The sequence below is a fragment of the Pyxidicoccus sp. MSG2 genome, assembly GCF_026626705.1.
Taxonomy (GTDB): Bacteria; Myxococcota; Myxococcia; order Myxococcales; family Myxococcaceae; genus Myxococcus.
Window position 1 is genome coordinate 8,357,723 of the sequence record NZ_JAPNKC010000001.1, and the last position, 25,306, is coordinate 8,383,028.

Consider the following 25,306-nt stretch of genomic DNA (forward strand, 5'->3'; position numbering starts at 1 on the left):
CCATTCCATCCCTTCCCCGGTCCACGTCGAGGAGGCCGGGGTTGAAGAGCCAGGCTTGCCAGCGTGGACTTCACGGCCGGTGACAGGCGGCCAGGTTCGAGGTGCCGGCCTCATTGTGGCGTATTCTCGACCTTCTGACAGGGGCGGAACTTCCGGGTTTTCCCTGTCCACGCCATCGACCATGCACGCGCCCCGAACCCTCATCGATCTCCTTGAAGAGCGAAGCCTCTCGCGCGCCGAGCACACCCTCTACACGTTCCTCGAGGACGGGGCCGAGCAAGGCACCACGCTGACGCGGGGCGCGCTGTACACGCAGGCGCGGCGCATCGGCGCGGCCCTGCAGGCGCTGGCGCCCGCGGGGGAGCGCGCGGTGCTGCTGTACCCGCCCGGCGCGGAGTACCTCGCCGGCTTCTTCGGGTGCCTCTTCTCCGGGCTGGTGGCCGTGCCCGCCTACCCGCCGGACCCGGCGCGGCTGGAGCGCACGTTGCCGCGGCTGCGCGCCATCATCGACGACTCGCGCGCCACGGTGGTGCTCACCACCTCCTTCATCGCCTCCATGGTGGAGGTGCTCTTCGAGAGCGCGCCGGATTTGAAGTCGCTGCGCTGGGTGGCCACGGACACGCTGGAGGAGGGGAGCGAGTCCGCGTGGCGCAAGCCGGAGGTGACGGCGGACTCGCTGGCCTTCCTCCAGTACACGTCAGGTTCCACCGGTTCACCGAAGGGCGTGGTGCTGAGTCACTCCAACCTGCTGAGCAACCTGGAGCTGATTCAAGGCGCGTTCGGCACGCGGGATGACAGCGTGGGCGTCATCTGGCTGCCGCCCTACCATGACATGGGGCTCATCGGCGGCATCCTGGTGCCGCTGTACCAGGGCTTCCACACCGCGCTGATGTCGCCGCTGGAGTTCCTCAAGCGGCCGCGCTTCTGGCTGGAGACGCTGACGCGGTTCGGCGGCACCATCAGCGGCGGTCCCAACTTCGCCTTCGAATTGTGCGTGCGCCGCATTCCCCCCGCCGAGCGCGAGGGGCTCGACCTGAGCCGCTGGGAGGTGGCCTTCTGCGGCGCGGAGCCCATTCGCGCCGAGACGCTGGAGCGCTTCACCGACGCCTTCGGGCCCTGGGGCTTCCGGCGCGAGGCCTTCTATCCCTGCTATGGCCTGGCCGAGGCCACGCTCATCGTCTCCGGTGGCGCGAAGGCGGCGCCGCCCCTGCTGCGCGAGGTGGACACCGCCGCGCTGGAGAAGGGGCGCGCGGAGCCGCCGAGAGGCGAGGCCCGGACGCTGGTGGGCTGCGGCGGTACGCTGCCCGGGCACCGCCTCCTCGTGGTGGACCCCGACCTGCAACGCATCTGCGCGGAGGGGGAGGTGGGCGAAATCTGGGTGAGCGGGCCCAGCGTGGCGGGGGGCTACTGGCAGCGGCCGTTCGAGTCGCAGAGCGTCTTCGCGGCGAGGACGAACAAGGGCGAGGGGCCCTTCCTCCGCACCGGAGACCTGGGCTTCCTGGACGAAGGCGAGCTGTACGTCACGGGACGGCGCAAGGAGTTGCTCATCCTCCGGGGGCGCAATCTCTACCCGCACGACCTGGAGCTGACGGTGGAGCGCAGCCACCCGGCGCTGCGGCCCGGGTGCGGAGCCACCTTCAGCATCGAGGTGGACGGTGAAGAGCGGCTGGTGGTGGTGCAGGAGGTGGACGCACGCAAGGTGACGGGGTCGATGGAGGATGTGGCGGGCTCCATCCGGCAGCGACTGGCGGAGACGCACGAGGTGCTGCCGCATGCGCTGGCGCTCATCGAGCCCGGCAGCCTGCCGAAGACTTCCAGCGGCAAGGTGCAGCGGCGCGCGTGCCGGGCCGCCTTCCTCGCCGGGGAGCTGCGCGAGGTGTACGCGTGGAGCGTGGCGCTCGGTGAGGCGCCTCCGCGTCCCATGGCCTCGGAGGAAGCCGCGCGCGAGGTGCCAGCGGAGCGCGTGGCGACCTCCGACGAGCCCGACACCGTGCGGAACGTTCCGGTCGAGCTGCCCCTCTCCGGGCACGCGGGTTCGACGGGCGCTGTCCCGGACACCGCGACGGCTGTGGCGTCCGGGAGCAGCGTGTCCGCGCAGGTCGGGACGGCACCCGTGAATCACCCGGACCCGGCGCCTGTCGCCGAGCGGGACGCATTGCTGGCGCGAGTCCTCGCGCGCGTGGCGGCCCGTCTGGGCGCTCGCGTGGAGACAGTGGATGCGGAGGCGCCGCTCACCCGCCATGGCCTGGACTCACTGGCCGCGGTGGAGCTGGCGCACGCCCTGGAGAAGGACCTGGGCGTGGCGTTGCCCGTGGAGTTGTTGCTGAGCGGCGCGAGCGCGTCGGAGCTGGCGCGGGAGCTCGCCGCACGGCGTTCGGCGGCGGGGCTGCTCCCGCCCATTCCCCGCGTGCCACGGACGGGGGCCCTGCCGCTGTCCTTCGCCCAGCAGCGGCTCTGGTTCCTCGACAGGCTGGAGCCGGCCAGCGCCTTCTACAACGTACCCGTCGTCTCGCGGCTGGACGGGACGCTGGACACGCCGGCACTGGAACGCGCGCTCCAGGCGCTGGTGCAGCGGCACGAAGCGCTTCGCACCGTGTTCGTCGAGGAGCAGGGCGAGCCCGTTCAACGCATCCGGGACTCGCTGTCCCTGCCGCTCGCGCTGGTCGACCTGCGCTCGCTGTCCGGGGAGCTGCGCGAGGCGGAGGTGCTCCGGCTCTCCGCGGAAGAGGCCCGGTGCCCGTTCGACCTGGCCCAGGGGCCGCTGCTGCGGGCCGTGCTGCTGCGAGAGGACGACGAGCGGCACGTGCTGCTGCTCACGCTGCACCACATCATCGCGGACGGCTGGTCCATGCGGGTGCTGGTGCGCGAGCTGGCGGAGCTCTACGAGGGCTTCCACTCCAGCCGCATGCCCGCGCTGCCCGAGCTTCCCTTGCAGTACGCCGACTACGCGGCGTGGCAGCGCGAGTGGCTGCGCGGCGAGCGGCTCGAAGACCTCCTCGGCTGGTGGCGCACGCACCTGGCGGGCGCGCCCCCCGTGCTGGAGCTTCCGACGGACCGTCCCCGTCCGAAGACGCAGTCCTACCGTGGCGCGCACGTGTCGCGGCGGATGGAGCCGTCCGCGTGGGCGCGCGTGAAGTCGCTGGCCCAGGGCGAGGGCACCACCCCGTTCGTCACGCTGCTGGCCGGCTTCCAGGTGCTGCTGCACCGCTACACCGGACAGGATGACGTCGTGGTGGGCGTGGACACCGCGCACCGGAGCCGCGCGGAGACCGCGGACCTCATCGGCCTGTTCGTCAACCAGCTCCCGCTGCGGGGGGACCTCTCCGGAGACCCGAACTTCCGCGAGCTGCTCGCGCGCCTGCGGCCCGTGACGCTGGACGCCTGGGCGCACCAGGACCTGCCCTTCGACGAGCTGGTGCGCGGCCTCAACCCCGAGCGCAGCCTCGCCCATGCGCCGGTGTTCCAGGTGAAGCTGGTGCTCCAGGACGCCACCCCCGCGCCACTGCGGCTGCCGGGGCTGTCGCTGGACAGCACGCTGGGGGACACGGGCGCCACCAAGCTCGACCTCACCCTGTCCGTCACCGACACCGCCAGCGGCCTGGAGCTGCTGTGCGAGTACGCCACCGACCTCTTCGACGCGGACACCGTCGGCCGCATGCTGGAGCAGCTCGGTGCCCTGCTCACGGAGGCCGCCGCCGCGCCGGAGCGCCGCATCTCCGAGCTGCCGCTGCTCTCCGCGTCGGAGCGCCGCCGCGCGCTGGAGGAGTGGAGCCACACCGCGCCCGCGATACCCGACGCCTGCGCGCACCACCTCTTCGAGGAACAGGCACGCCGCACTCCGGACGCTCCCGCTGTCTCCACGGGAGACCGCACGCTGACGTACCGGGAGCTGGACGCTCAGGCCAACCAGCTCGCGTGGCACCTGCGCGCCTCCGGTGTCGGCCCCGACGTGGTGGTGGGCGTGCACCTGGAGCGCACGCCGGAGCTGGTGGTGGCGCTGCTCGGAGTGCTCAAGGCAGGCGGGGCCTTCCTGCCGCTGGACACGGGCTACCCGCTCGCGCGGCTGGAGCTGATGCTGCGCGAGGCCCGCGTGCCCGTGCTCGTCACCCGCGAGGAGCTGGCCGACCGGCTGCCCTCGCAAGGCGAGCTGCTGGTGCTGATGGACTCGGAGCGTGCCGCACTGGAGCGCCAGCCCTCGACGGCACTGACGCCCGCGCCGGACGTCACTCCCGCGCACCTCGCCTACGTCATCTTCACCTCCGGCTCCACGGGGACGCCGAAGGGGGCGCTGCTCGCGCACCGGGGCCTGAGCAACACCGCCTGCGGCATCCGGGACGCGCTGGGCCTGCGAGCCGGTCATCGCATGTTGCAGCTCGCGGCCATCGGCTTCGATGCCTCGGTGTCGGAGGTCTTCTCCACGCTGCTCTCCGGCGCGGAGCTGTGCCTCGCGTCGCCCGAGTCGCTGCTGCCCGGGCCTCCGCTCCAGCAGGTGCTCGCGGAGCGTGGCATCACCACGCTGCAGGCCACGCCCACCTCGCTGGCTCCGCTGGAGCCGGAGGCACTGCCCGGCCTGGCCGTCGTGGCCTCCGTCGGAGAGGCGTGCACGCCGGCCTTGGCCGCGCGTTGGAAGCCCGGCCGTCGCTTCCTCAACTTGTACGGTCCCACCGAAGTGGCCATCTGCGCCACCATCGACCCGGACGTGGACCCGCTCCGGCCCTCCATCGGCCGCGCCATGGCGGGCGCCCGGGTGTACGTGCTGGACGCGCGGATGGCGCCGGTGCCTCCGGGCGTGCCGGGCGAGCTGTACGTGGGCGGCACGGGACTGGCCCGGGGCTACCTGCACCGTCCCGCGCTCACCGCCGAGCGCTTCGTGCCCGACCCGTTCTCCACGACACCCGGAGCGCGGCTCTACCGCACCGGGGACGTGGTGCGCCCGCTGGCGGACGGACGGCTGGAGTTCCTCGGCCGGCGTGACGCGCAGGTGAAGGTGCGCGGCGTGCGCGTGGAGCCCGGCGAGGTGGAGGCGGCGCTGGCCCAATACCCCGGCGTGCATCAGTCGGTCGTGGTGGTACGCGAGGAGCGCCTGGTGGCGTACGTCGTCACCGCCGAGGCCCTGGAGCCCGCGGCGCTGCGACGCTTCCTCAAGGAGCGGCTCCCGGAGGTGATGGTGCCCTCCGCCTACGTGAAGCTGGACGCGCTGCCGCTCACCCCGGGCGGCAAGATGGACCGCCAGGCCCTGCCTTCGCCCGAGTCGGTGCGTCCGGCGCGGGAGTCCGCCGCCGCCGAGCCCCACTCGGAATTGGAGCAGCGCATCGCCGAGGTCTGGGCGCGGGCGCTCCAGGTGCCGCACGTGGGGCTGCACGACCACTTCTTCGATGACCTGGGTGGCAGCTCGCTGCTGGTGGTGAAGGCCAGCACGCAACTGCGCGAGGCGCTGGGCCGGGACATCCCCATCACCCACTTCTTCGAGCACCCCACCGTGCACGGGCTGGCCGCGCGACTGGAGCGGGAGCAGCGCTCCGAGCCCGCCCCCGCGAAGGCACCCGAGCGCAGGGACCTGACGGACTCGGGCTCCGGCGACATCGCCATCATCGGCATGGCCGGTCGCTTCCCGGGGGCCGCGGACCTGGACGCCTTCTGGCGCAACCTGCGCGGCGGCGTGGAGTCCATCTCCCGCTTCTCGCCTGAAGAACTGGAGTCGTCGCCGCTGTTCCCCGACTCGCTGCGAAGCCACCCGGAGTTCGTCCCCGCGGGCGGTGTGCTGGAGGGTGCCGACGGCTTCGACGCGCGCTTCTTCGAGGTGTCCCCACGCGAGGCGCAGTGGATGGACCCGCAGCAGCGTCTCTTCCTCCAGTGCGCGTGGAATGCGCTGGAGGACGCCGGCTATGACCCGGAGCGCTCCGAGGGCCTCATCTCGCTGTATGCCGGCGCGGGCTCGTCGGGCGGGCACATGCTGTCGCTGCTCGGCCAGACGCGGAAGGACCCGGCCTCGCTGTTCGAGGCGCTGGGCACCACGACGGGCGAGAATGCCGCCACCAAGACGGCCTACAAGCTGAAGCTCGGCGGTGAGAGCCTCAACGTCTACACCGCGTGCTCCACCGGCCTCGTCGCCGTCCACCTGGCGTGCCGCAGCCTGCGCATGGGGGACTCGGACGTGGCGCTGGCCGGCGCGGTGAAGGTGTCGCTGCCGCAGCGCACCGGCTACCTCTATCAGGAGGGAATGATTCTCTCGCCCGACGGGCACTGCCGCGCCTTCGACGCGCGCGCTCGGGGCACCGTCCTGGGCAGCGGCCTGGGCGTGGTGGTGCTCAAGCGGCTCGACGAGGCGCTGCGCGACGGAGACCGCGTCTACGCGGTCATCAAGGGCTCCGCGCTCAACAACGACGCGGATGCGAAGGTCAGCTACACGGCGCCCAGCGTGCAGGGACAGCGCGAGGTGATTACCCGGGCGCTGTCCGCGGCGGGCGTGGACGCCGCCAGCATCGGCTACGTGGAAGCGCACGGCACCGGCACCCCGCTGGGGGACCCGATAGAGATTGCCGCGCTGACCCGCGCCTACCGCACGCACACCGACCGGACGGGCTTCTGCGCCATCGGCTCGGTGAAGACGAACATCGGCCACCTGGACACGGCCGCGGGCATCGCCGGCCTCATCAAGACGGCGCTCGCGCTGCACCACGGTGAGCTGCCCCCGAGCCTCCACTTCGAGCGGCCCAACCCGGAGATCGACTTCGAGAAGAGCCCCTTCTTCGTGAACACCACCCTGCGCCCCTGGCAGCGGGGCACGGAGCCGCGAAGGGCGGGCGTCAGCTCCTTCGGCATTGGCGGCACCAACGCGCACCTCGTGCTGGAAGAGGCGCCGTCGCGGGCGAAGGGGAAGGACAGCACGCGTGAGCGGCAACTCATTACGCTCTCCGCCCGCACCGCCTCCACGCTGGAGGCGATGTCTCGCGAGCTCGCGGACCACGTGGAGGCGCGCCCGGAGGTGGACCTCGCGGACCTGGCCTTCACCCGGGCCATGGGCCGCAAGGGCTTCGAGTTCCGCCGCACGGTGATTGCCCGGGACACCGCGGGACTCGCGCGGACGCTGCGCAAGACGGGCACCGTCTTCCAGGTGAAGGACCTGGAGGAGGCCCGCGCCGCGCGCGTGGCATTCCTCTTCCCGGGCCAGGGCGTGCAGTCCGTCCGGATGGCGCAGGGCCTCTACGCGTCCGAGCCCGCCTTCCAGCAGGAACTGGACGCCTGCTTCGCGCTCCTGCCTGAAGCGGGGCTGAAGGAAGACCTGCGTGCGGTGCTCTTCCCCGAGCCGGGCGCGGAGGCCCTCGCGCAGGCGAAGCTCGTCGAGCCCCGCTTCGCACTGCCCGCGCTGCTGTCGGTGGAGTACGCGCTCGCGCGGATGTGGATGGTCTTCGGCTTCCGGCCCTCCGCCATGCTGGGGCACAGCTTCGGTGAGTACACGGCGGCGTGCCTGTCCGGCGTGCTGTCGCTGGGAGACGCGCTGCGGCTCGCCGTGGTTCGCGGAGAGCTGATGTCGCGGCTGCCGCCCGGCGGCATGCTCGCGGTGGGGCTGTCCTCGGAGGAGCTGATTCCGCAGCTTCCCCCCGAATTGGAGCTGGCCGCCTTCAATGGCCCGTTCCGCTGCGTGGTGTCCGGTCCTCTGGAGCCGCTGGAGGCCCTGGAGCGCGAGCTCGGCGGCCACAGCGTGGCCATGATGCGCCTCTCCGCGGCCCATGCCTTCCACTCGCGCGCGGTGGAACCGCTGATGCCCGAGCTGGAGCGGGCGGTGGCGGGCCTCACCCTGAGGGCGCCGTCCATCCCGTACGTCTCCAGCCTCACGGGGACGTGGATTCACGCCGACGAGGCCATGTCGCCGCGCTACTGGGCCCGGCAGATGCGCGAGCCCGTCCGCTTCACCGCGGGCATGGACTCGCTGATGAAGTGGGGTTGCGGCTGGTTCATCGAGGCCGGCCCGGACCAGCACCTCAGCTCGCTGGCGCGGATTCGCCTGCGCACCGAGCGTCATGCGCTGGTGGTCGCCTCGCTCCCGAAGAGTGGCACCACCACCTCGGACGGGCGCACCCTGTTCGAGTCGCTGAGCGCGCTGTGGCGTGCCGGCGCGGCCGTCGACTGGGAGGGTTTCTACGCTCACGAGCAGCGCCGGCGAATCTCCCTGCCGGGCTACCCCTTCGAGGAGCGGAGCTTCCCCGTGGCGGCGCAGCCCATGCTCCTTTCGGAGCTTCCCGCGCCCGTTGCTCCCGTCGCGCTGGTGGAGAGCGTCGTCGTGGCGCCAGTGGACGCGGCGCCCCGGAGCGACATCGAGCAGCGACTGGTGGAGCTGTGGCGCGACCGGCTGGGCATCGCGGACATCGGCCTGGACGACAACTTCCTGGAGCTGGGCGGCAACTCGCTGATGGCGGCGCAGCTCCTCACGCGGCTGCGCGAGGCGTTCCGCGTCCAGATTCCCCTCAGTGACTTGTTCGAGGCCCCCACGGTGGCCAGCCTCGCCGAGCGCATCGAGCTGCGGCTCCAGGCCGAGCGGCCCGAGGGGAGCAGCGCCGCCGCGACGGCGATGCAGCCCGTTCCACGCACGGGCGAGCTGCCCCTGTCCTACGTGCAGGCGCGCGTCTGGGAGCTGGAGCTCCAGGCGCCGGGCAGCTCCATCTTCAACGAGCCGCTGGCGGTCCGCATCTCCGGCGCCCTCCAGGTCGCCCAACTGGAGCGCGCCTTCAACGGCGTCATCCGCCGGCATGAGTCGCTGCGCACCGTCTTCCAGCAGGCCGGAGACAGGGCCGCGCCGCGCATCCTGTCGGAGGTGCGCATCCCGCTTCCCGTGGTGGACCTGCGCGACTTCGCGGGTGACCGCGAGGCCGAGGCGATGCGCCGCGCGCGGCTGGAGCCGGCCGAGCCCTTCTCGCTGGACCGGGGCCCGCTGGCGCGGGTGCGCCTGTTGTGGCTGGAGCAGACCGAGTACGTCCTGCTCGTCACCATCCACCACATCGTCGCGGACACGCTCTCGCTGGTGAACTTCATCCGCGAGGCAGTGGCGCTCTACACGGGCTTCACGGTCGGCGTGTCCGTGCCGCTGCCCGAGCTGTCCGTCCAGTACCTCGACTTCGCGGTGTGGCAGCGCCGGGTGCTCGCGGATGGCACCCTGGCGACGCAGCAGGCGTACTGGCGCCAGCGGCTCGCGCAGCGGCCCGGGCCCCTCCCGCTGCCGCTGGACCGGCCTCGCGTCGAGGGTGCGCGCAGGCGCGGTGCGCGGCACTCGTTCGCCTTCTCCCGGAAGCTGGGCGCGGCGCTGAAGGCGTTCAGCCAGCGTGAGGGGCTCACGCCGTACATGACGCTGCTGGCGGGCTTCAAGGCCCTCCTGGCCCGCTGCTCGGGGCAGGAGGACATCCTCGTCGGCACCTCCATCGGCAACCGCACGCGGCCCGAGTTGGAGCCGCAGATTGGCTACGTGGCCCACGCGCTGGCCCTGCGCACGAGCCTGGAGGGAGACCCGGGCTTCCGCGAGCTGGCGCTGCGCGTGCGCGACACCACGCTGTCCGCCTTCGCCCACCCGGACGTGCCCTACGAGCAGCTCCTGGGGGAATTGGAGCCCGGCGAGGAGGCGAAGCTCTCCCGCCTCTTCGACGCCATCTTCCTGCTGCACACGCAGGACGTGTCCGCGCCCATGCTGGAGTTCCCCGGCCTGCGCCTGGGCTACTTCGACGTCACCGGCCTGCCCGCTCAGTACGGCACCTCGCTGGCGGACCTCACGCTGCTGATGCGCGAGGACGAGCACGGCTTCTCCGGCACGCTGGAGTACGCCGTCGACCTGTTCGACGTCTCCACCATCGAGCGCCTGCTCTCGCAGTTGGAGGCGCTGCTGTCGGACGCGGTGGTCTCACCGGACCGGCCGCTGTCGCAGCTCTCGCTGGAGGGCACGGCCGAGGAGCGCCAGTCCTCCGCGGCGGATGCAGTGGTCCGCGGGGCAAGCCGTTGTCTCCGCTCTCCGTGGCGGACGCGGCCGTGGAGCGCCGGTCCTCCTCGGTGGCGGTGGCCGCCGACGGTGTCTTCGCCCCGGCGCTGCTGACTGCGCGGGCGGAGCAGGCGCCAGACGCGGTGGCACTCCGTGCAGGGGCTCGGAGCCTGAGCTGGCGCGAGCTGCGAGCGCACGCGCACGCACTGGCGACGGAGCTGCGCGCCCGGAGCGTGGGGCCGGATGTTCCGGTGGCCGTGTGTCTGGAGCCCTCGCCCGAGCGGGCCGTGGCCCTGTGGGCCGTGCTGGCCTCCGGTGGCGCCTTCACGTCCGTCACGGAGGACGAGCTCGGTGCGCTGCCGGCGCTGGGCACGTCGCTCCTCGTCGTCTCCGAGTCGCTGCCCGTGCCTCCCGGCGTGGAGGCGGCGCGTGTAGTGCGGCTGTCCCTCTCCGGTGAGCCACGCCCGGCGTCCGCGCCTCCCTCCGTCGATGCGGACACGCTGGCCTGCCTGGTGCCGCAGGGCGAGGCGGGGCCGCGCGCGCGGGTGATGCTCAGCCACCGCAACCTCGTGCACCACTTCGCCGCGCTGGACTCGCGCGTGGAGGCGAGGGCAGGGGAGACGTGGCTCAGCACCGCCGACGGGGACCTGGAATTGCTGTGGGCGCTCACGCGTGGGCTCACGGTGGTGTTCCCCTCGAAGCCCACGGAGCATGCCGTTGCACCGCGCGCCGAGAGCGCACGGAGGCCGCTGGACTTCAGCCTCTTCTACTTCGCCAACGACACGGAGGTGTCCGGGCGCGGCCGCTACCAGCTCCTCATCGAGGGCGCGAAGTTCGCGGACACCCACGGCTTCAGCGCGGTGTGGACGCCCGAGCGGCACTTCCATGCCTTCGGCGGGCCGTACCCCAGCCCCGTCGCCACCAGCTCGGCGCTGGCCATGGTGACCGAGCGCATCGCCATCCGCGCCGGCAGCGTGGTGCTGCCGCTGCATGACCCCATCCGCGTTGCGGAGGAGTGGTCCGTCGTCGACAACCTCTCCAACGGCCGCGCGGGCGTGTCCTTCGCGACGGGCTGGAACGTCAACGACTTCGTCTTCGCGCCGGAGAACTTCCACCAGCGTCCCGAGGCCGTGCGGCGGGGCGTGGAAGAGGTGCGTGCGCTGTGGAAGGGCGGCACCGTGCGCCGCACCAACGGCAACGGCGCCGAGGTGGACATCTCCATCCGCCCCCGGCCGGTGCAGGCCGAGCTGCCCATGTGGCTCACGGCCGCCTTCAACCCGGAGACCTTCCGGCTGGCCGGAGAGCTGGGCGCGGGCCTGCTCACCAACGTGCTGGGCCTGGGCCAGGACTTCGAGGAGCTGTCGCGCAAGATTGCCCTGTACCGCGAGGCCCGCCGCAAGGCGGGGCACGACCGGGGCCACGTGGTGTTGATGCTGCACACCTTCGTGGCCGGCAGCGTGGAAGAGGTGAAGCGGCAGGCGCGCGAGCCGCTCATCCGCTACTTCCGCAGCTCGGTGGAGCTGTTCAACAGCCTGGTGGCCAGCCAGGGTCCGGGCCTCGATGTGCGCGGCCTCACGCCCGCGGACATGGACGTGCTGCTGGAGCAGGGCGTCACGCGCTACCTGGAAGCGGGCGGACTCTTCGGCACGCCGGAGACGCTCGCCGCGCGCGTGGAGCAGTTGCGCCAGTGCGACGTGGACGAGGTGGCCTGCCTCGTCGACTTCGGCCTCGGTCAGGACGTCGCGATGGAGGGACTGCGCCACCTGGACGTGCTGCGCCGCGAGAGCCAGCGCGGGCAGGTGGACACGGTGTCGTCGTGGGAGGAGTTGGCGCGTGCCGGGGCCGCGCGCCTCACGGCTTCATCGCTGGAGGAGGCGCTTCGCACCGGGACTCCGAGCCACCTGCGCCTCACGGCCGCGCTGGCCCGGACGCTCGCGGGGATGCCGGATGCGGCCACGGTGCTCGCGCCCGTTCGCACGCTGGTGCTCGAAGACGCGGAGCGGCTCCCCGTGGACCTCGCCGCCGCGCTGAAGGCCGCGACGTCGGCGCGCGTGGTGTCCCCCGTGTCCCTGCTCCCGGAAGCCCGAGTGGGGGCCATGCAGGCGCCTCGCGTCGTCCTGGACGGAGCCGGCCGCCGCGTCCCCGTGGGCGTGGTGGGTGAGCTGTTCCTCGGCGGAGACGCCGTGCCGCTGGGCTTCTGGAAGGCGCCGGAGGTGTCTCGCGCACGGCTGCGCGCGTCGCCCGAGGACACGGGTGTCCAGTTGTTCGGCACCGGCACGCCTGCCCGCTACCGCGCGGACGGGGCCGTGGAGGTCCTTACCCCCGCCATCCGCCGGAGCACACCTGCGTCGGTCCGGAGCGGTTCATCCTCCGCTCCCACGCATGGAGACCTCTCCGCGCGCTCCGGCACGGCCCCGAGCCGCCCCGCCATCCCCGCGCCTGGGGGCGTGGGGGGCCTCACCCCCTCCGCACACTCCGGGACGGCGCCGAGCAACTCCGCTGCTGTCCCCGTGCGAGCGGACGCGCTCATTCCCCGCCTGCCGCGAAACGGCGCGCTGCCGCTGTCCTTCGCGCAGCAGCGGCTGTGGTTCCTGGACCAGTTCCAGCCGGGCACCGCGCTCTACAACATCCCGTCCGCGATGCGGCTGGAGGGGACGCTCGACGTGGGCGCGCTCGGACGCGCCTTCGCTGAGTTGATGCGCCGGCACGAGGCGCTGCACACCACCTTCCAGGCGCGGGAGGGTGAGCCCATCCAGGTGCTCGCTATCGACAGCGTGGCGACCACGCTGGACCTGGTGGACCTGGGGGTCCTGTCGCCCGAGCAGCGCGAGCAGGAGGCCCTGAGGCTGGCGCGTGAAGAGGCCAGTCGTCCCTTCGACCTGTCCAGGGGACCGCTGCTGCGCGCGCGGCTGGTGCGCCTGTCGGAGTCGGAGCACCTGCTGCTGGTGACGATGCACCACATCGTCTCGGACGGCTGGTCCATTGGCGTGCTCATCCGTGAGGTCGTCGCGCTGTACGAGGCCTTCGTGGCCGGCCGGCCGTCGCCGCTGCCGCCGCTGCCCATCCAGTACGCAGACTATGCGGTGTGGCAGCGCGACTGGCTGAAGGGCCCGGTGCTGGAGGAGCAGCTCACCTGGTGGAAGGGCCGGCTCGAAGGCGCGCCGCCCGCGCTGGAGCTGTTCACCGACCGTCCCCGCACCACGGACACGAGCAGCCCCGGCGCGTCGCACCGGGTGCAGCTGCCGCTGGAGTTGATGCAGGGCCTGCGCGCCCTGGGCCGGCGTGAGAAGGCCACGCTGTTCATGGGGCTGCTGGCGGGACTCCAGGCGCTGCTGTTCCGCTACACCGGACAGGAAGACCTCTGCGTGGGCTCGCCCATCGCCGGGCGCACGCAGCCGCAGACGGAAGCGCTCATCGGCTTCTTCGTGAACACCCTCGTCCTGCGCACGCAACTGGACGGAGACCCGAGCTTCCAGGACGTGCTGCGGCGGGTGCGCGAGGTGACGCTGGGCGCATACGCGCACCAGGACGTGCCCTTCGAGAAGCTGGTGGAGGTGCTCCAGCCGCCGAGGCAGGCGGGGCACACGCCCTTCTTCCAGGTGACGCTGGTGCTGCTCAACACGCCCTCGGTGGAGCTGGCCGCGCGCGGGCTCACCTTCCGCCCGGTGGACGTGGACAGCGGCACCTCCAAGTTCGACCTCACCCTGGTGTGCACCGAGACGCCCCGGGGCCTGAGCACCGTGCTGGAGTACCGCAGTGACTTGTTCGAGGCCCGCACGGCCGCGCGGATGATGGAGCACCTGCGCACGCTGCTGGAGGACGCCGTGGCCCACCCGGAGCGGCGCCTGTCCGAGCTGGCGCTGATGCCGGAGGCCGAGCGCCGCAAGGTGCTGCTGGAGTGGAACGCCGCGGCGGAGGACTCCAATGACGAGCCCTGCGTCCATGAGTCCTTCGACGCCCAGGCCGCGCGGACACCTGATGCGGTGGCGGCGGTCTTCGACGGCGGCCAGCTCACCTACGCGGAGCTGGAGCGCCGCGCCAACCAGCTCTCCTGGCACCTGCGTTCCCTGGGCGTGCACACCGGGGACCGCGTCGCGCTGTGCCTGGAGCGCTCGCCGGAGATGTTGGTGTCCGTGCTGGCCGTCCTGAAGATGGGCGCGGCCTTCGTCCCCGTGGACCCGCAGTACCCCACCGAGCGCCTGTCCTTCATGCTGGAGGATTCGGGTGCGCCGTTGGTGCTCACGCAGTCGCACCTGCTCTCGTCGCTGCCCCAGGGCCTGAAGGCGCGCGTGGTCTGCGTGGACACGGAGGCGGATGCCTTCGCCCGCCAGCCCGATGACGCCCCGTACTGGCCGCTGTCGCCGGACGCCCTCTGCTACATCATCTACACGTCCGGCAGCACGGGCCGGCCCAAGGGCATCGCGGTGCCACACCGCACGCTGTCCACCGTGGTGGCCTGGCAGCGCGCGCGCTCCGTGCGAGCGAAGGCCACGACGCTGCAGTTCGCCTCGCTCAACTTCGACGTGTCCTACCAGGAGATGTTCGCCACCTGGTCCGTCGGCGGCACGCTGGCGGTGCCCACGCAGCAGGTGCGCCAGGACATGCCTGCGCTGCTCGACTTCATGGTGCGCCATGACGTGGAACGACTGTTCCTTCCGTTCATCGCGCTCCGCGCGCTGGTGGAGGCGGTGGCCCACGCGAAGCAGTTCCCACCGCGCCTGTGCGAGGTGGTGACGGCGGGCGAGCAGCTCCAGGTGACGCCCGCGCTGGTGTCCTTCTTCGAACGACTGCCGGACTGCGTGCTGGAGAACCAGTACGGCCCGTCGGAAGCGCACGTGGTGAGCGCGTACCGGCTGAAGGGGGCGCCGTCCTCATGGCCGCTGCTGCCGCCCGTGGGCAGCGCGGTGCCCGGCACGCGCCTGTACGTGCTGGACGTGCACGGCCGCCCCTGCGCCATTGGTGTGCCCGGTGAGGTGTACGTGGGCGGCGTGCAGGTGGCGCTCGGCTACCACGAGCGGCCGGAGCTGACGGCGGAGAAGTTCGTCCCGGACGCGCTCTCCGGCGTGTCGGGCGCGCGGCTGTACCGCACGGGGGACCGCGCCCGTTGGAAGGAGGACGGCGTCCTCGAATACTTCGGCCGGCTGGATGGCCAGGTGAAGGTGCGGGGCTTCCGCATCGAGCTGGGCGAGGTGGAGGCCGCGCTGCGCGACGCCCAGGGCGTGCGCGAGGCCGCGGCCATGGTTCGCGAGGACACGCCGGGCGACAAGCGACTGGTGGCCTACGTGGTGCTCCAGCCGGACACCGCGTGGGAGCCGGAGGCGCTGCGCCAGACGCTCGCGCGCCGCATGCCCGAGTACATGCTGCCGTCCGCGTTGGTGCGGCTGGACGCGCTGCCGCTGATGCCCACCGGCAAGCTCGTGCGCAGCCTGCTGCCCGCGCCGGACGTGGAGAGCCTGCGCGGCGAGGCGCCCCTCGTCACGCCGCGCAACCCGCTGGAGCAGGCGCTGGCGGAGGCCTTCGCCAGCGTGCTGAACCTCTCGCACGTCGGCGTCACCGATAACTTCTTCGCTCTGGGTGGGCACTCGCTGCTGGCCACGCAGGTGGTGGCGCGGGTGCGCACCGCGCTGGGCGTGGAGGTGGCGCTGCGGGAGATGTTCGAGGCCCCCACGGTGGAGTCGCTGGCACGGCGGCTCGAAGCACGGATTCCCGCGGGGCCGCGCCGGCCGTCCGCGCCGAGGATTGTCCCGCGCGCGGGCACGGGCGACGTGGAGCTGTCCTTCGCCCAGCAGCGGCTGTGGTTCCTGGACCAGTTCCAGCCCGACAGCGCGCTCTACAACATGCCGGCTGCCCTGCGGCTGGAGGGCGTGCTCGACGTGAAGGCCCTGGAGCAGGCCTTCACCGAACTGGTCCGCCGGCACGAGGTGCTGCGCACCACCTTCGACGCCGGGGACAACCGCCCCATCCAGGTCATCTCCCCCGTGCCGGACTGGACGCTGGAGGTGGAGGACCTGTCGTGGCTGCCGGCGCCAGAGCGGGAAGAAGAGGCGATGACGCTGGCGCGCGAGGAGGCGCGCCGTCCCTTCGACCTCACGGAAGGGCCGCTGCTGCGCACGCGGCTGTTGCGACTGGCCGAGCAGCACCACCTGCTGCTGGTGACGATGCACCACATCATCTCGGATGGTTGGTCCATCGCCGTGCTGACCCACGACATGGTGGCGCTGTACGAGGCGGCCCTGGCCCGGAAGCCTTCGCCGCTGCCGGCGCTGCCCATCCAGTACGCCGACTACACGGTGTGGCAGCGCGAGTGGCTCCAGGGCGAGGTGCTGGACTCGCAGGTCGACTACTGGCGCAAGCAGCTCGACGGAGCCCCGCCCGCGCTGGAGCTGCCCACGGACTGGCCGCGCACCGCGGAGACGAGCAACCCGGGCACCTGGCTCCGCGTGGAGTTGTCGCGGGAGCTCACGCAGGCGCTGACGGCGCTCTCCAAGCGCGAGGGCGCCACGCTGTTCATGGGCCTGCTGGCCGGGCTCCAGGCGCTGCTGTCGCGCTACTCGGGGCAGGACGATGTCTGCGTGGGCGCGCCCATTGCCGGCCGTACGCAGGCGGAGACGGAAGGGCTCATCGGCTTCTTCGTCAACACGCTGGTGATGCGGACGCGGCTCGACGGAGACCCGACGTTCCGCGAGCTGCTCGGTCGCGTGCGGGACGTGACGCTCGGTGCGTACGAGCACCAGGACGTGCCCTTCGAGAAGCTGGTGGAGGCGCTCCAGCCCCCGAGGCAGCCCGAGCGCACGCCCTTCTTCCAGGTGGCGCTGGTGATGCTCAACACGCCCACGACGGAGCTCACCGTCCCCGGGCTCACGCTGAAGCTGATGGAGCTGGACAGCGGCACCGCGAAGTTCGACTTCAACCTGACGGTGAGCGAGACGCCCGAGGGCCTGCGCGGCGCGCTGGAGTACCGCACCGACCTGTACGAGGACCGCACGGCCGCGCGGCTGATGGAGCACCTGCGCACGCTGCTGGAGGACGCGGTGGCTCATCCCGAGCGCCGCCTCTCCGAGCTGTCGCTCCTGTCCGAGGCCGAGCGCCGCAAGGTGCTGGTGGAGTGGAATGACACGGCGGTGGACACGGCTCGCGCGGCCTGTGTGCACGGGCTCGTCGCGGCCCAGGTGGCACGGACGCCGGACGCCGTGGCCGTCCGCTTCGAGGAGGAGCAGCTGTCCTACGCGGAGCTGGAGCGTCGGGCGAATCAGCTCGCGCACCACCTGCTCGCGCGGGGCGTGCGCCCCGGAGACAGGGTGGGGCTGTGCGTGGAGCGCTCGCTGGAGCTGGCGGTGGGCGTGCTGGGCATCCTGAAGACGGGGGCCGCCTACCTGCCGCTGGACCCGGCCTATCCGGTGGAGCGGCTGGCCTTCATGCTGGAGGACTCGGCCGTGCCGGTGGTCGTCACGCAGGAGCGCCTGGCTCCCGTGCTCCCGGCGGGTGCGCGCCTGCTGCTGGACACGGAGGCGGCGGCCATTGCCCGCCAGCCTTCCGAGGCTCCGGCGCTCGACGTGTCGCCCGAGTCCGCCTGCTACGTCGTCTATACTTCAGGAAGCACGGGACGGCCGAAGGGCGTGGCGATGCCCCACCGCGCGCTGTTCCACCTGCTGACGTGGCAGCTCGGGAAGTCCGTGAAGCCCGACGCCACGACGTTGCAGTTCGCCGCGCTCAGCTTCGACGTCTCCTTCCAGGAGCTGTTCTCCACGTGGTGCGCGGGTGGCACGCTGGTGGTGCCCACGGCCGAGGTGCGGCGGGACATGCCCGCGCTGCTGGGCCTCATGGCCCGGCGGGGCGTGGAACGACTGTTCCTTCCGTTCGTCGCGCTCCAGGCCCTGGCGGACGCTGTGGCCCAGGGCGCACCGTTGCCGGGACAGTTGCGGGAAGTGCTGACGGCGGGCGAGCAGCTCCAGATGACGCCCGCGCTGGTGTCCCTCTTCGAGCGGCTGCCCGGGTGCGAGCTGGAGAACCAGTACGGCCCGTCTGAGACACACGCGGTGAGCGCGTACCGGTTGCAGGGGGCTCCGGCATCCTGGCCGCGTCTGCCTCCCATCGGCGCGCCGCTGCCGGCCGTGCGGCTCTACGTGCTGGATGCGAGCGGCCAGCCCTGCGCCGTCGGCGTGCAGGGAGAGCTGTTCATCGGCGGCGAGCAACTGGCGCACGGCTACCCCGGACGCCCGGAGCTGACCGCCGAGCGCTTCGTGCCCGACCCGTACTCCTCCGAGCCGGGAGCGCGTCTGTACCGCACCGGAGACAGGGCCCGGTGGAAGTCGGACGGCGTCCTCGAGTTCCTCGGTCGCCTGGACGGCCAGGTGAAGGTGCGTGGCTTCCGCATCGAGCTGGGCGAGGTGGAAGCGGCCCTGCGAGATGCGCCCGGAGTGCGCGACGCCGCCGCCGTGGTGCGCGAGGACGTGCCCGGTGACAAGCGACTGGTGGGCTACGTGGTGCTCCCGCCCGACGCCGCCTGGGCGCCCGAGTCCCTGCGCGAGGCGCTGCGCAGCCGGCTGCCCGAGTACATGGTTCCCTCCGCGCTGGTGCGGCTGGACGTGCTCCCGCTGACGCCGAGCGGCAAGCTCGCCCGTCGCCAGTTGCCCGCGCCGGACGCCGACAGCCTGCGCGGCGAGGCCCCCTTCATCGCGCCGCGAAGCGCGCTGGAGCAGTCGCTGGCGGACGTCTTCGCCAGCGTGCTGGGCGTTCCGCGCGTGGGAGTCACCGACAACTTCTTCGCCCTGGGCGGCCACTCGCTGCTGGCCACCCAGGTCGTCTCGCGCCTGCGCGGAGTGCTGAAGCTGGAGGTGCCGCTGCGCGAGCTGTTCGAGGCGCCCACCGTGGAGGCGCTGGCCCGTCGACTCGAAGGCAAGGTCTCCACCGAGGCGCGGGGGATGTCGGCCCCGGTGATTGTCCCGCGCACCGTGGAGGCGGAGCTGTCCTTCGCGCAGCAGCGGCTGTGGTTCCTGGACCAGCTCCAGCCGGGCACGCCGCTCTACAACATGCCGTCCGCGCTGCGCCTGGAGGGCGCGCTCGACGTGACGGCCCTGGAGCGGGCCTTCACGGAGTTGGTCCGCCGGCACCAGGCCCTGCGCACCACGTTCCGCACCCACGAGGGGAGGGCGGTCCAGGTCATCGCTCCCGCCTCGCCGTGCCACTTCGCCATCGAGGACCTGGGACAGTTGCCGGAAGCAGAGCGGGAAGCGGAGGCACTGAGGCATGCGCGCGAGGAGTCGCGGCTGCCGTTCGACCTGTCTCGCGGCCCGCTGCTGCGCACGCGGCTGCTGCGCCTGTCCGCGGAGAAGCACCTGCTGCTCGTGACGATGCACCACATCGTCACGGACGGCTGGTCCATGGCGGTGCTCATCCGGGAGATGGCCGCGTTGTATGACGCCTTCGTGGCCGGCCGGCCGTCGCCGCTGCCGCCGCTGCCCATCCAGTACGCGGACTTCGCGACGTGGCAGCGCGGCTGGCTCCAGGGCGACGTGCTGGAGGCGCAGCTCGACTACTGGCAGAAGCAGCTCGCGGGCGCACCTCCCACGCTGGAGCTGCCCACGGACCGGCCGCGCACCGCGGACACGGACAGCCCGGGGGCTTCGCTGCCCATCGACCTGCCGCCGAGGCTGACGCGGGCGCTGGCGGCGCTCTGCCAGCGCGAGGACGCCACGCTCTTCATGGGGTTGCTGGCGGGGCTTCAGGTGCTGCTGTCGCGCTACTCGGGACAGGACGACGTCTGCGTGGGCGCGCCCATCGCCGGCCGCACACAGGCGGAGACGGAGGGGCTCATCGGCTTCTTCGTCAACACGCTGGTCCTGCGCACGCGGCTGGAGGAGAGCCTCTCGTTCCGCGAGCTGCTCGGGCGCGTGCGGGACGTGACGCTGGGCGCGTACGCGCACCAGGACCTGCCCTTCGAGAAGCTGGTGGAAGCGCTCCAGCCTCCGAGGCGGCCGGGCCGCACGCCGTACTTCCAGGTGGTGCTGGCGATGCTCAGCATGCCCGAGGCGAAGCTGGAGCTGCCCGGGATGCGGATGGAGAAGCTGGAGGTGGGCAATGGCTCCTCCCGGTTCGACCTCTCGCTCGTCTTCAACGAGACGCCGGCCGGGCTGCGCGGAATGCTGGAGTACCGGACCGACCTGTATGACGCGGCCACTGTCTCGCGGATGGTGGAGCACCTGGGCGTGCTCCTGGAGGAAGCGGTCTCCAAGCCCGACCATCACCTGTCCCAGCTCTCGCTGATGTCCGAGGTAGAGCGGCAACGCATCCTCGGACGGTGGAGCACCCGCGTGACGTCCCACCCGGTGGGGACGAGCATCCACGCGCTGTTCTCCGCCCAGGTCGAGAGGACTCCGGAGGCGGTGGCGCTGGTCTCCGGCGACGTCCAGCTCACCTACGCGGAGCTGGAGCGGCGGGCCAACCAGCTCTCCTGGCACCTGCGCTCACGCGGCGTGCGGCGCGGTGCGCGCGTGGGTGTCTGCCTGGAGCGCTCCGTCGACCTGGTGGTGGCGCTGCTCGGCATCCTCAAGGCGGGCGCTGCCTACGTTCCCATCGACCCGGGCCTGCCCGCGGAGCGCTCGGCGCTCCTGCTCCAGGAGTCGGATGCCGGCGTCCTCGTCACCCGCGAGGCGCTGGCGGACGCGCTCCCCACCGTCTCCAGCCTGCTCGTCCTGGTGGATGCGGAGGCCGCGCTCATCTCCACCTGGCCGGACACGGACCTCGCGCTCGACTTCGGTGGCGAGGCGCTGGCCTACGTCATGTTCACCTCGGGCAGCACCGGCCAGCCCAAGGGCGTCTGCATCCCCCACCGGGGCGTGGTGCGGCTGGTGAAGTCCGACCCGTTCATCCACTTCGGCGGCGAGCAGGTCTTCCTCCAGCTCGCACCCGTCGCCTTCGACGCGTCCACGCTGGAGGTCTGGGGCGCGCTGCTGCACGGTGCGCGGCTGGTGCTGGCACCTCCCGGCGAGCTGTCGCTGGAGGACCTGGGCGCGCTGCTCACCCGGCACCGCGTCACCACGCTGTGGCTGACGGCGGCCCTGTTCGAGCAACTGGCGCGGCACCAGGGCGAGGCCCTGGCCCGTGTGTCCCAGGTGCTCGCCGGGGGCGATGTGCTGCCGGCGCAGACGGTGCGCGAACACCTCGCGCGCCTGCCGGAGGGCGAGGGCGCGGTGCTGGTCAACGGCTACGGCCCCACGGAGAACACCACCTTCTCCACCACGCACACGCTGCGACGCGAGGACGTGGTGGGCATCTCGGTGCCCATCGGCCGGCCCATCGGGAACTCGACGGCCTATGTCCTGGATGCCTCGCTGAGCCCCGTGCCCGTGGGCGTCCCCGGCGAGCTGCATGTTGGCGGTGACGGCCTGGCGTGGGGCTACCTCCACCGCCCGGACCTCACGGCCGCGGCGTTCGTCCCGCATCCCTTCAGCAGCATCCCCGGCGAGCGGCTCTACCGCACCGGCGACAAGGCCCGCTGGCGCGCCGACGGCACGCTGGAGTTCCTGGGCCGCTCCGACTTCCAGGTGAAGGTGCGGGGCTTCCGCATCGAGCCGGGTGAGGTGGAGGCCACGCTGCGCCAGGCGCCCGGCGTGGAGGACGCCGTCATCCTGGCGCGCGAGGACGTGCCTGGCGACAAGCGCCTCGTGGCGTATGTCGTGGGTCCGGCGGCGGAGGACTTCCGCGCGCTGCGCACCTTCCTCGGGCGGAAGCTGCCCGACTTCATGGTGCCGGCTGCATGGGTCCGGCTGGAGGCGCTGCCCCTCAACGCCAACGGCAAGGTGGACCGTAGGGCACTGCGCGCGCCGGAGGCCCCCGTCTCCGACGAAGCGCGCTTCGTCGCGCCGCGCACGCCCGTGGAGGAGCAGCTCGCCTCGCTGTGGAGGGAGGTGCTGCACACGCCTCGCATTGGCATCCACGACGACTTCTTCGAGCTGGGTGGCCACTCGTTGCTGGCCACGCAGTTGCTGTCCCGCATCCGGAGTGCCTTCTCCGTGGACCTGCCGCTGCAGGCGGTCTTCGAGGCGCGCACGCTCGCGGAGCAGGCGGCGCGCGTGGAGGTCCTCACACAGCGTGACGCGCGGCTCCAGGCGGCGCACCCCCGGCCCATGCCGCGTCAGGCGCGCATGCCGCTGTCCTTCGCGCAGCAGCGGCTGTGGTTCCTGGACCAGCTCGAGCCCGGCAGCCCCACGTACAACATCCCCATCTCCTTGCGCGTCGAGGGCGCACTGGATGTGCCGGCGCTGGAGCACGCCTTCCAGGAGGTGGTGCGCCGGCACGAGGCCCTGCGCACCGTCTTCGTCGACACGCCCGAGGGGCCCGCGCAGACGGTGGTTCCCGACGTCGAATTGCTGCTGGCGGGCGCGGACCTGAGCGTCCTGCCGGCGGAGTCCCGTGAGCAGGAGACGCGCCGGCTGGAGGCGGAGGAAGCGCTGCGTCCGTTCGACCTGTCCCGGGGCCCGCTGCTGCGCGCGACGCTGCTGCGGCTCCAGGAGGAGGAGTACCTCCTGCTGCTGACCATGCACCACATCGCCTCGGACGGCTGGTCCATGGGTGTGCTGGTGCGCGAGGTGGTGACGCTCTACGCCGCGCACCGCGAGGGCCGGCCCGCGCCGCTCCCGAAGCTCACGGTGCAGTACGCGGACTACGCGGCCTGGCAGAGGGAGTGGCTCAAGGGCGACGTGCTGGAGGCGCAGCTCGCGTACTGGCGCCAGCAACTGGAGGGCGCTCCCTCCGTCCTGGAGCTACCCGCCGACAGGCCCCGTCCCGCGGCGCGCACGTACCGGGGCGCGCGGCATGTCTCGACGCTGAGCTCCGCGCTGGCGGAGAAGCTGGAGGCGCTGGCCCGGCGCGAAGGGGCCACGCTCTTCATGGTGCTGATGGCGGGCTTCCAGTCGCTGCTGCACCGCTACAGCGGCCAGACGGACGTGGTGGTCGGCACGGACGTGGCCAACCGCAACCACGGGGAGACGGAGGGGCTCATCGGCTTCTTCATCAACCAGCTCGTGCTGCGCCTGCGACTGGAGGGCAACCCCGTCTTCCGCGACGTGCTGGAGCAGACGAAGCGCGTGGCGCTGGACGCCTACGCGCACCAGGACCTGCCCTTCGAGGAGGTGGTGCGTGCGCTCAACCCGGAGCGGAGCCTGGCGCATGCGCCGCTCTTCCAGGTGAAATTCGTCCTGCAGAACATGCCGCTGACGCCGCCGGAGCTGCCCGGCCTGAAGCTGCACATCGGAGAGTCCGAAGCGGCCGCGTCCAAGCTGGACCTGACGGTGCTCGTCAGCCCCATGCCGGAGGGGCTGGTGTGCTCGTGGATGTACAGCACGGACCTCTTCGAGGCCTCCACGATGGAGCGCCTGTCGCGGCACTTCCAGCGGGTGCTGGAGGCCGTGGTGGCGGAGGAGGGCCGGCAGCGGCTGTCCGCGCTGCCGCTGATGACGGACGTGGAGCGGCACCGGGTGCTGGTGGAGTGGAACGACACCGCGGCGCCGTACGCGCGCCAGTGCCTCCACCACCTCATCTCCGAGCAGGCGGCACGGACGCCGGACGCGGTGGCCGTGGTGGCCGGTGACGAGCGGCTCACCTACGCGGAACTGGAGCGGCGGGCCAACCAGCTCGCGCACTGGCTGAAGTCGCTGGGCGTGGAGCCGGAGACGCGGGTGGGCCTGTTCGTGGAGCGGCGGGCGCACGCGCTGGTGGGCCTGCTCGGCATCCTCAAGGCGGGCGGTGCCTACGTGGCGCTGGACCCGGCGCATGCGCACATGAGCGAGCGCGTGCGGCACGTCCTCAATGACGCGCGGGTGCAGGTCATCGTCACCGAGGAGGCGCTGGCCAGCGAGCTGCCCTCCCAGGGCGAGTTCCTGGTCAGCCTCGACGCGGGGGACGGGCTGCTGGAGTCACAGCCCGAGAACGCGCCCGACAGCGGCGTGGTGCCGGGCAATGCCGCGTACGTCATCTACACCTCGGGAAGCACGGGACAGCCGAAGGGCGTGTGCATCGAGCACGGGCAGCTCGCCTGCTACGTGGCGGGCGTGAGCCGGCGGCTGGAATTGCCCCAGGGCATGAGCTTCGCCTCGGTGTCCACGCTGGCGGCGGACCTGGGCCACACGGCGCTGTTCCCCACGCTGTGCGCCGGAGGCGCGGTGCACCTGGTGGGGACGGCGGCGGCGGCCGACGCGGCACGGCTGTGGGCCTATGGGCGGAAGCACGAGGTGGAGGGACTGAAGATCGTCCCCACGCACCTGGAGGCGCTGCTCATGGACGAGGGCGCGAGCGAGTTGCTGCCGCGCCGCCGGCTGGTGCTGGGCGGAGACCGGGCGGAGTGGGCGTTGGTGGAGCGGGTCCACGCGCTGGCGCCGGAGTGCGAGGTGTTCAACCACTACGGCCCCACCGAGACGACGGTGGGCGTGCTCTCGGGACGGGTGGAGCGCGGCGAGAGAGTGCCGGGGACACGCTCGGTGCCGCTGGGCCGGCCGCTGGGCAACGTACGGGTGTACGTGCTGGACGGCTACGGGCAGCCGGTGCCTCCGGGCGTGCCGGGAGAGCTGTACGTGGGCGGCCAGAGCGTGGGCCGCGGCTACCTGGGCCGGGCGGACGGGACGGCGGAGCGCTTCCTGCCGGACGGCTTCAGCGGTGAGTCCGGTGCGCGGCTGTACCGGACGGGAGACCGGGTGCGCTGGCTGGAGGACGGCCGCATCGAGTTCCTCGGCCGCGTGGACCACCAGTTGAAGATTCGCGGCTACCGCGTGGAGCCGGGCGAGGTGGAGGCCACGCTCGCGCAGCACCCGGGTGTCAGCGAGTGCGTGGTGGTGGTCCGTGAGGACGTGCCCGGTGACAAGCACCTGGTGGCGTACGCGGTGGGCCGGGCGGGCCGGCCGCTGGAGGAGCCCGCCCTGCGCGAACATCTGGAATCGCGGCTGCCGGACTACATGGTGCCCTCGGCCTTCGTGGTGCTGGAGGCGCTGCCCCTGACGCCGAACGGGAAGGTGGACCGCAAGGCGCTCCCCGCGCCGTCGCGGAAGAGCTCCGAGGCGGAGTACGTGGAGCCGCGCACGGAGACGGAGCAGCGGGTGGCCGGGCTGTGGAAGGAGCTGCTCGGCGTGCCCCGCGTGGGCGTGCGCGACGACTTCTTCGACCTGGGGGGACACTCGCTGCTGGCCACGCAGGTGGTGGCGCGCGTCCGCTCGCTGTTCGACGTGCAGCTCGCCGTCATCGACCTGTTCGAGGCGCCGACGCTGGAGGGACTGGCCGCGCGAATCGAAGCGGGCACGACGTCGGACTCTCCGCTGGTGACGTTGCGGAGGGGCGGCGATGCGAGGCCCTTCTTCT

The 25,306-nt window shown here is 72.2% G+C and carries 1 protein-coding gene and 1 pseudogene; both read left to right on the top strand.

Annotation, left to right across the window (positions count from 1 at the left end; genetic code table 11):
• The first annotated feature begins 181 nt into the window (after nt 1-181).
• A complete protein-coding gene (locus OV427_RS32860; protein ID WP_267860162.1) occupies nt 182-10,075 on the top strand; it encodes a non-ribosomal peptide synthetase/type I polyketide synthase in 9,894 nt (3,297 codons plus the stop codon).
• Nucleotides 10,039-25,224: pseudogene (locus OV427_RS32865) on the top strand (amino acid adenylation domain-containing protein); the annotation flags it as partial. The gene OV427_RS32860 and the pseudogene OV427_RS32865, both read left to right, overlap by 37 nt.
• Between the last annotated feature and the right edge of the window lie 82 nt (nt 25,225-25,306).